This is a genomic window from Vibrio sp. FF266, assembly GCF_041439695.1.
Lineage (GTDB): Bacteria > Pseudomonadota > Gammaproteobacteria > Enterobacterales > Vibrionaceae > Vibrio > Vibrio tasmaniensis_A.
On the sequence record NZ_JBGOOO010000070.1, the window covers coordinates 1 to 9315 of the forward strand.

At 45.1% G+C, this 9315-nt stretch carries 7 protein-coding genes; 5 read left to right on the forward strand and 2 right to left on the reverse strand.

Annotated features, from left to right (window positions below):
- Positions 1–233: 233 nt before the first annotated feature.
- Complete coding sequence (gene orn / locus ACED59_RS23575; RefSeq protein WP_012603103.1) at positions 234–779, reverse strand: oligoribonuclease; 546 nt, start codon at positions 777–779, stop codon at positions 234–236.
- Positions 780–929: 150 nt separating this feature from the next.
- Here orn and rsgA point away from each other — a divergent pair, with 150 nt between their 5' ends.
- The 5 genes from rsgA to ACED59_RS23600 all read left to right on the forward strand — a co-directional run bounded on the left by rsgA (position 930) and on the right by ACED59_RS23600 (position 7979).
- Positions 930–1985 (forward strand): small ribosomal subunit biogenesis GTPase RsgA, encoded by a 1056-nt coding sequence (gene rsgA, locus ACED59_RS23580; RefSeq protein WP_012603102.1) that lies wholly within the window; start codon positions 930–932, stop codon positions 1983–1985.
- 125 nt (positions 1986–2110) lie between these two features.
- Entirely contained in the window at positions 2111–3022 is a 912-nt protein-coding gene (asd, locus tag ACED59_RS23585) for an archaetidylserine decarboxylase (RefSeq protein ID WP_017097249.1), read from the forward strand.
- Between the two features lie 321 nt (positions 3023–3343).
- Positions 3344–4759 carry a DASS family sodium-coupled anion symporter gene (locus tag ACED59_RS23590; protein ID WP_029223843.1) on the forward strand — a complete coding sequence of 472 codons (1416 nt, stop codon included), beginning with the start codon at positions 3344–3346 and terminating at the stop codon, positions 4757–4759.
- A 291-nt stretch (positions 4760–5050) separates the two neighbouring features.
- Complete coding sequence (locus tag ACED59_RS23595; RefSeq protein ID WP_102582371.1) at positions 5051–6931, forward strand: methyl-accepting chemotaxis protein; 1881 nt, start codon at positions 5051–5053, stop codon at positions 6929–6931.
- A 160-nt stretch (positions 6932–7091) separates the two neighbouring features.
- The gene (locus ACED59_RS23600) at positions 7092–7979 is read left to right on the forward strand and encodes a DMT family transporter (RefSeq protein ID WP_029223842.1); all 888 of its coding nucleotides are present in this window, start codon (positions 7092–7094) and stop codon (positions 7977–7979) included.
- Between the two features lie 85 nt (positions 7980–8064).
- On the opposite strand, the gene epmA is transcribed toward ACED59_RS23600, so the two are convergent.
- Entirely contained in the window at positions 8065–9036 is a 972-nt protein-coding gene (gene epmA, locus ACED59_RS23605; protein WP_017097246.1) for an elongation factor P--(R)-beta-lysine ligase, read from the reverse strand.
- Between the last annotated feature and the right edge of the window lie 279 nt (positions 9037–9315).

A 9315-nucleotide genomic window follows, 5' to 3' on the forward strand; every position in this document is an offset into this window, starting at 1 on the left:
CCGATGACCTCAACCTTGGCAAGGTTGCGCTCTACCAACTGAGCTAGTATCGCAAACTGAAAACGTCTTTCGCCGTTCAGGGCTGCGAATTATAAGAGCATTTTTTTGTGATGCAAGTCCTTAATGCAAAAATCAGCAAGTTTTTACTCAACTGCTGTAAAAGCACACATATTTGCAAAAAAAATAGCTCTTATGTCCCTGAAAAGTTAGATAAACGTGAACATTTGATCTGATTAGATGTTAATAATCGTTTTTCGATAGTACTGCAGCTCAGCAATAGACTCTCGAATATCGTCTAATGCAAGGTGGCTTCCCGACTTAGAAAAACCATCTAACACTTCAGGCTTCCAACGGCGAGTCAGCTCTTTTAGGGTGCTAACATCAACATAACGGTAGTGGAAGTACTCTTCCAGCTCTGGCATATGCTTGTATAAGAATCGGCGATCTTGACCAATGCTGTTGCCACAAATTGGTGACTTACCTTTTGGTACCCATTTTTCCAGAAACTCAATCGTTTGTTGAATGGCATCTTGCTCTGAAACTGTACTGTCTTGAATTCGTTTCACTAGGCCACTACCGGTGTGAGTCGTTGTGCACCACTCGTCCATCTTGTCCAATTCACTCTGAGGTTGGTGAATAGCCAAAACAGGTCCTTCAGCCAGGATATTAAGCTCACTATCAGTAACGATAGTAGCAATTTCAATGATTTTATGAGTTTCAGGATCAAGTCCTGTCATCTCGAGATCAACCCAAATAAGGTTCTGATCGCTAAAGGACATAAGGCGTCGCCTATTTGTTTATGTATAAAAGAGGTACTATACCCAAATAACTATACTCAAACTAGCTTTAGAGCCATCGAAATCATATGGCAGTAGCAACATCCTGTTTGAGTTCCCAATCATCAAGTTAGATGTGTTAAGTGAAAAATTGTGGCTAAAAAAAAGAAGTTAACCAAAGGTCAGGTACGTCGCGTACGTAGCAACCAGAACAAGCGACTCAAGAAAGAAGATTCTATCCAATGGGACGAGAACATGCTTGGCGGAACAAAAAGCGGACTCGTGATTACGCGCTTTGGTCAACATGCCGATATCGAAGATCTTGAAACCAACGAAGTTCACCGTTGTAACTTACGCCGTAGTATTGAGACTTTAGTTTCTGGTGACCGAGTAACTTGGCGTGCAGGCTTAGAATCCATGGCTGGCATCTCAGGTGTTGTCGAAGCCGTTGAGCCAAGAACGTCAATGCTAACTCGCCCTGACTACTATGACGGCCTCAAACCGGTTGCCGCAAACGTAGACCAAATGGTTATCGTTTCAGCTGTACTACCAGAGCTATCACTTAATATCATCGACCGCTACTTGATCGCCTCTGAAACGGTGAATATCGCCCCTTTAGTTGTACTCAATAAAGTTGACTTGCTGACAGAACAACAAATTAGCGAATACCGCGAAACACTGAAGATATACGAGAAAATCGGCTATAAAGTCATGTTCGTGAGTAAAGAGTCGGGTTACGGCATCAAAGAGTTGGAAGCTGAACTGAAAGATCGTATCAACATTTTCGTTGGTCAATCTGGTGTAGGTAAATCCAGCGTAGTGAATGCACTGATGCCAACATTGGACATTGAAGAAGGCGCAGTTTCTGAAAACTCAGGACTGGGTCAACACACCACCACAGCAGCGCGTTTGTATCACTTCCCTTCTGGTGGTGATCTTATCGATTCCCCAGGGGTACGTGAATTCGGCTTATGGCATTTAGAACCCGATGAAGTCACAGATGCTTTCATTGAATTCAAGCCATACCTAGGTGGCTGTAAGTTCCGCGACTGTAAACACAATGACGACCCAGGATGTCTTCTACGTGAAGCCGTTGAAGACGGAAAAATTAGCCGCTTACGTTTTGCTAGCTACCATCGCATTATTGAAACAATGGCTGACAACAAAGATAACCGTCAGTACTCACGAAGCAAGAAAGCCGATCTCTAATCGCGTTTTTGTGAACAAATGTGTGCATTTACTGACAATTGGCGCGAACTTAAGTAACATCTCGCGCCCTAAACCATCATCGACAGATTTAATTGAAAAACAATTAGCATTGGAAAATTAATACAATGGATAAGATTAAAGTTGGATTGCAGTACTGGATCCCACAACATGGCCTGACTCGTTTAGTTGGTAAACTGGCGTCTGCTAAAGCGGGTGGTTTAACGACAGCGATCATTAACTGGTTCATCAAGCAATACAAAGTGAACATGGATGAAGCTCTGCATAGCGATCCAAAACACTTTAAGACATTCAATGAATTCTTCGTACGTGAATTGAAAGAAGGCATGCGCCCTATCGCAGAAGGTGACTCTGTTATTGTTCACCCTGCTGATGCACGTGTAAGTCAGTTTGGCCCAATTACTGATGGTCAACTGATTCAAGCTAAAAACCATAACTACTCAGCACGTGAGTTGCTTGGTGGTGATGCAGACCTAGCCGATGAGTTTAAAGACGGTGAATTCGCAACGCTTTACTTGTCGCCAAGTGATTATCACCGTGTGCACATGCCATGCGACGGCACACTGCGTCAGATGATCTACGTTCCCGGAGACCTGTTCTCAGTTAACCCTCTAACGGCAGAGAACGTTCCAAACCTATTCGCACGTAACGAGCGTGTGGTTTGTATCTTTGATACTGAGTTTGGCCCAATGGCACAAGTGCTGGTTGGTGCAACTATCGTAGGTAGCATCGAGCAAGTATGGGCTGGCACCATCACGCCACCTCGCGGTAACTCGGTTTACAAGTGGGATTACCCAGCACAAGGTGATAAATCTATTGTCTTGAAGAAAGGCGAAGAGATGGGTCGCTTCAAGCTTGGTTCAACGGTTATCAACCTGTTTGCTAAAGATGCAATCAAGTTTGACGACACTATGCAAAATGGTGAGAAAACCGTTCTAGGCACTCCTTTCGCGCACATTGCGGGTAAAGACGTTGAGACTGAAGCTGTTGATTCAGCAGAGAACACTGACCAAGCTTAACGATCTGAGTTAACTCATTTAGTTTTAAAGGCGCGTTACTTTTTCTATATCAGAGAAGAACGCGCCTTTTTCTGAACTCTACCAATTCGTTTCCTACTCAAGCTCTAACAACCCAAGCTTTCAAACCTCAATCCTCAACCCCTGCCCAGCCACCTGCTGCTTCTCACTCTTGCCTCTAATTGCCCAGATAAAATATTGACCAAAAGCAAAACAACTGTCGAAACCTTAAACAACTTTTCGATTTTACAACCCGTCTCCAAGTACCAACAATCCAGATAACTTACTCTATTTGAAGATATTTTATTCATGGGGTCTTTGTACATGCCTAAACTCAATATTGGCGTTCTGGTCAAGCTGTTGATTTGTTTTGCGATTCCCTTAGGCGTGTTATTCATGCCAATAGATTCCATACCTATCGATGACCTCACGCTGATTCAACACCGCTTGTTGGCGATATTCTTACTAGCAGCTCTACTGTGGGTGCTTGAACCCGTTCCAGTATTCGCCACGTCAATTCTGATCATTGCGCTTGAACTGGTGATGATTTCCGACAAGGGTTTACATCTATTTAGAAACCCACCAGCAGGACACGATCTCGGTGAATTAATCAAATATACCGACATCTTCGGTGCATTTTCGTCACCAATCATCATCCTTTTCATGGGTGGCTTTGCTCTTGCGATATCCGCATCCAAATACGAACTCGACAACAATTTAGCTCGTGTGCTGCTCAAACCATTTGGCACAGAACCGCGCTTTATTATGCTGGGTTTAATGCTTATCACCGCCGTGTTCTCAATGTTCATGTCAAATACCGCAACAACGGTAATGATGCTCGCATTGCTAGGTCCTATCGTAGCCTCTGCACCAAAAGGCGACATGGGGATTAAAGCGCTCGTGTTGTGTATTCCAATCGCCGCCAATACCGGTGGTATCGCAACACCCATAGGTACACCACCCAATGCGATCGCACTGCAATACCTAACTGGCGAAAACAGTATCGACTTCCTTAGTTGGATGATGATGGGCTTACCCTTTGTGATCATCCAACTGACCATCGCTTGGTTCCTCCTACAAAAACTCTTCCCTTCTAAAGAAAGAAATATGGTCCTCAAGCTTGATGGACAATTTAAAAAGAGCTGGCGAGCGATTGTGGTTTACATCACTTTCGCTGCGACAATCTTATTGTGGATGACCACCAAACTGCATGGCATGAACACTTATGTGGTCTCTATTATTCCACTGGCTGTTTTCACTCTCACTGGCATCATGGGTAAAGAAGAACTCAAGCTGATTAACTGGGATGTGTTGTGGCTGGTTGCGGGTGGTATTGCGATTGGGATTGGCTTGGATAAAACAGGCTTAGCCGCTGCACTCGCACACGCGATTGATTATGAATCGCTCTCGCCGACTGCAGTGGTACTAACGCTGTCTATCGTGTGTTGGCTAATGGCTAATTTCATGTCGAACACAGCAACCGCAAACTTGCTGATGCCGATAGCAGCTGCGATTGGCGCTTCTATGGAAAGCCTAGTAGCAATTGGAGGCTTACAAGGCTTGCTGGTTGTGGTCGCCTTCTCGGCATCGCTCGGGATGATTCTTCCAGTATCGACGCCACCAAACTCGCTGGCTTACTCAACTGGGCTTATCGAAAGCAAAGATATGGCGAAGATGGGTATCATCTTAGGGATTGTCGGCTTACTGATGGTCTACCTCGCACTGTTTATTATCACCTAGCACGTCAATGCCTCCCTTCCGTCCAGCTAGTAATCGTGACCTCGCTAGCTGGCGGGCCACCAGATTTTAACCAATAAGATAAATCTTGATAACAATTAACACCTTAGCAGCAACCAATTGTGATTCCACTTCACTGTTTATTAAAAATAATCATATATATATTTAAATTATGATTTTCAACACGTTTCGAACTTTAAATATAACGACACTAGACACCTAGCAGAGACACATCCGTTCGCAATCCAACGCGTCGCTGTCATTAGCCTTTTATCCAAGAAGGAGGGATAAACCTTGAGACATACTATTAAGTTCAAAATTCAGATCGCTATCGCGGTTATTATTGCCGTCGTAAGTGGCGCTCAAGCTTGGATATCTGTTAATCAGCTTACTCAAGAAACTGAAGTCGCGATCAACCAACAGGTGAAAAACGTGAGTGTTGGTACGACGAACTACATTGCCGATTGGTTATCAATCCGCAGTGATATGATGCTTGCCAATGAATCGACCATTTCAAGCAATAGCAACTCTGATCGCGAGTTATTGATCACCAAGCAAGCCGGGCAATTCTTGTCTGTTTATGCAGGATTCAGTGATGGCAGTATAGCTTATGGCGACAAGGCTGAGGATTGGCCAGCAGACTACGACCCACGATCCCGCCCTTGGTATAAAGATGCAAACGCGACATCTGAACTCATCATTACCGAACCTTATCAAGATTTTGACGGCAGCATTGTCATCAGTTTCGCTAAAGCATTTAATGGTGAAAGACAGGGTGTTATCGCGGCAGACTTAACCGTAACCAGCATTATTGATACCGTACTCAATGTAAAACTCGATAATGACGGTTTTGCTTTTTTAGTCGACGGTAATAACAACATCGTCGCCTACAGTGATGAAGAGTTGAGTCAGAAACCACTGACGAATTTGAACCCTGAGCTAACGGTCGACAAAGTATCACAACTGCTCCAAAACCAAATGATCACGACGTTAACTTGGCCTGGTCAAGGCGATAAAATGGTCTACATCGCTAACGTTCCGAATACCGATTGGTCATTGGGTATTGTGATCGATAAAGAAATGGCATTTTCTGCGGTATCCGATGCCATTCAATTTATCACGCTTACCTCTTTGATTTTATACATCTTCATTTCGATTGCGAGCACAATGGTGATTAACCGCTTGCTGCACCCACTGCAAACATTGTCTGAAGCACTGACTCAGCTTGCTCAAGGCAGAGGCGATCTGACTCAGCGTATTGATATCAAGCGCATGGATGAAATTGGCAAACTTGCCGAGCTCGTGAACCAGTTCTTGAGCCAGATGCAAAGCATGCTTAAGGGCGTAATCGAGCACAGTCACGACTTAAACAACCATGCGGAAAAAGCCAATCAACTGGCTACGCAATCTTCGATTCGAGTCGAGAACCAACAAAACGACATCAACCAAATTGCGACTGCGATTCATGAAATGTCCGCCACCGCAGCTGAAGTGGCCAGCCATGCCGAATTAACCGCCTCCGCTTCTCAGGCATCCGCTACCGCTTGTAACGAAGGCCAAGAGGTTATCCAACAAAACCGCGATGCGATTACAGGCCTTGCGACTCAAGTTGAAGATGCAGCCAATGTTATTCGTGAATTAGAGAGTAATGCTCAAAGCATCAACCAGATCCTATCCACCATTCAAGGCATTGCCGAACAGACCAACCTGTTGGCATTGAACGCTGCGATTGAAGCCGCTCGAGCGGGTGAACAAGGTCGTGGGTTTGCCGTTGTCGCCGATGAAGTGCGAGTGCTCAGCCAAAGAACGCATGGCTCAACGGAAGAGATCCGCGTGATGATTGATACACTGCAGAAAAATACCGAACATGCCGTTGAAAGCATGACCACCAGCACTCAACTGGCAGAGAACAGCGTTGGCTTCGCAGAACAAGCTCATGGCAGCCTGACTAAGATCACTCAGGCAATCACTGAAATCAACGATATGGCGCTGCAAATAGCAAGTGCTGCGGAAGAGCAACGCGCGGTCAGCGAAGACATCAGCCGTAATACGCAAGGAATCAAGGATGCCTCTGATGACCTTGCACAGCAAGCTGAAAGCAGTCGCAATAGCTCAAATGAAATGAGTAGCGCTGCCGAGTCGATGCGCCAAGACGTGGAGCGCTTTAAGGTATAGCGCGACTCAAGCAAAGTAAGTGAACCACACCACCGAGCGACAGCTGACATAAACTAATAACTGAAACAAAGTAGTTCTTTCATAAGAATCACTTTGTTCTCAGTTCGGTTTGATGCATATTGATGAGCTAATTTATCCCAGACACAAGGATGTTATTCAGATGGGATTTGAATGGTTAGCTCTAGCTGCCGCTTTTCTTTGGGCCATTGCGAGCCTAATGTCAGTAAAGCCTGCCCAACACTTAGGTTCTTTCGCCTATAGCCGTTGGAGAATGGGTTGTACCGCGATCATCTTATCGAGCATGGCTTGGTTTACCGGAGGTTGGTCAACTGTCGAAGCCAATCTAATCACGCCGATGATGCTATCTGGCCTGATTGGTATATTCATTGGTGATACCGCCCTATTTGCCTGTTTGAACCGAATGGGACCGCGCCAAGCGGGTTTACTGTTCTCTTGTCACGCCGTGTTCTCGGCGATTCTTGGTTACTTCCTGTTTAGTGAAAGTATGACCTCTATTGAGCTGATTGGCTCGGCTTTGGTGTTTAGTGGTGTATTAACTGCGATATTCTTTGGTCGTCGAGGACAAGCCAACAACCAGCTTGAAACCATCAAGGGCACCGTGTGGATTGGTGTCGCACTGGGAATCACCGCAGCGATCTGCCAAGCATTGGGCGGCATCATTGCCAAACCCGTGATGCAAACCAGTATCGACCCTGTTGCCGCTTCTGCCATTCGAATGATCACCGCTTTTGTTGCTCACTCCGCATTTCGTTTAACAGGCGCCAAACTTTCACGCGCACTTAACCCAATGAATAAGCAGATATTCGCGATTACCGCGGTTAATGGTTTTCTAGCGATGGCAGTAGGAATGACGTTGATTTTGTATGCGTTGCAGGAAGGCAATGTCGGTATGGTCGCTCTGTTATCTTCAACCACACCAATCATGTTGTTACCGATACTCTGGCTATACACCAAGCAGAGACCGAACGTCTACGCTTGGATAGGTGCCATTGTTGCCGTAGTGGGTACTGGTATTTTGGTCAGATAGTGGGTACTGGTATTTTGGTCAGATAGTGGGTACTCGGATTCTGGTCAGTTAGCCAAACGGTAAGTAGGACTAACTGAATAGAGAGCTAAGAGCGCGGGAACGGGAAAGCCGTCACGTCATCGATGTGGTCATAACCTAACGCCAGCATGATCAGACGATCAATACCCAAAGCAACACCCGCACAGTCTGGTAAGCCCGCTTTTAATGCCTCAATCAAGTGATGATCAATCGGTTGAGGTGATAAGCCCATCTCAATACGTTTGGTATTATCATCTTCAAAGCGCTTAAGTTGTTCTTGCGGTTTATCTAACTCGTGGAAGCCGTTTGCTAACTCAATTCCTTTGAAATACACCTCAAAGCGATCGGCGACTCGTGAATCGTTTGGATTGATCTTAGCTAACGCTGCTTGCGATGCTGGGAAGTCATACACAAACGCAGGCACCTGCTTGCCTATTTTCGCCTCGACCCCAATACTGAAAAGAAGCTGCAATAACGTATCGCGATCTTGCTCGGGGTCAGCTATGTCGCTGAGCCCTAGTTTCGCAGCTGCTTGCTTTAGCGTATCCATCGAATCTTCCAGCGGACAAACACCTAACACATCAATAAAGGCTTGTTGGTAAGTCATTCGCTCTGCTATGCCTGATTTAAGTACCTGCTGTAACAGCAGATCCATCTCATCCATCAGATCATGATGATCAAAACCAACGCGATACCACTCCAACATAGTGAACTCAGGGTTGTGATAACGGCCATTTTCTTCATTGCGAAAAGATTTACAAATTTGGTAAATACAACCGCTTCCGGCAGCCAACAAGCGTTTCATATGAAACTCTGGGCTAGTCATAAAGAATAGTGGCTGGCCGTGCGCATAACCTGGCCCTACGAATTCAGTTTTGAAGGTATGTAAATGCACATCCGTCACCGTGGCGTGGCTCATCGCAGGCGTATCCACTTCCATCACGTTTCGCTCAACAAAGAACTGACGAATTTGATTTAGGATATCAGCACGTTGCTTTAACTGCTTAATGGTTGCGGCCGGTTGCCATGTAGAGTGCATTATTGAGTTCCATATTACTGAATTTTAGACGACGAAAATTACCACCTTTCATCGCTTTTGTAAGCTTCTATCTTTCTATTCTTGAAAGCGAAATGTTGTTTTAATGAAGCCAGAAAATTACGTTCTACAATACAATTATCAATACAGATTTTACATCCACATTGATAACAAAAATCATACTCAACAAGCCGTTAACACAAGCCCTGTGGGCTAATCGTTATCAACTGTCCCGTCCTGAAATGTGTTTACACATTGAGGACGAATTATGACTACTTCAAA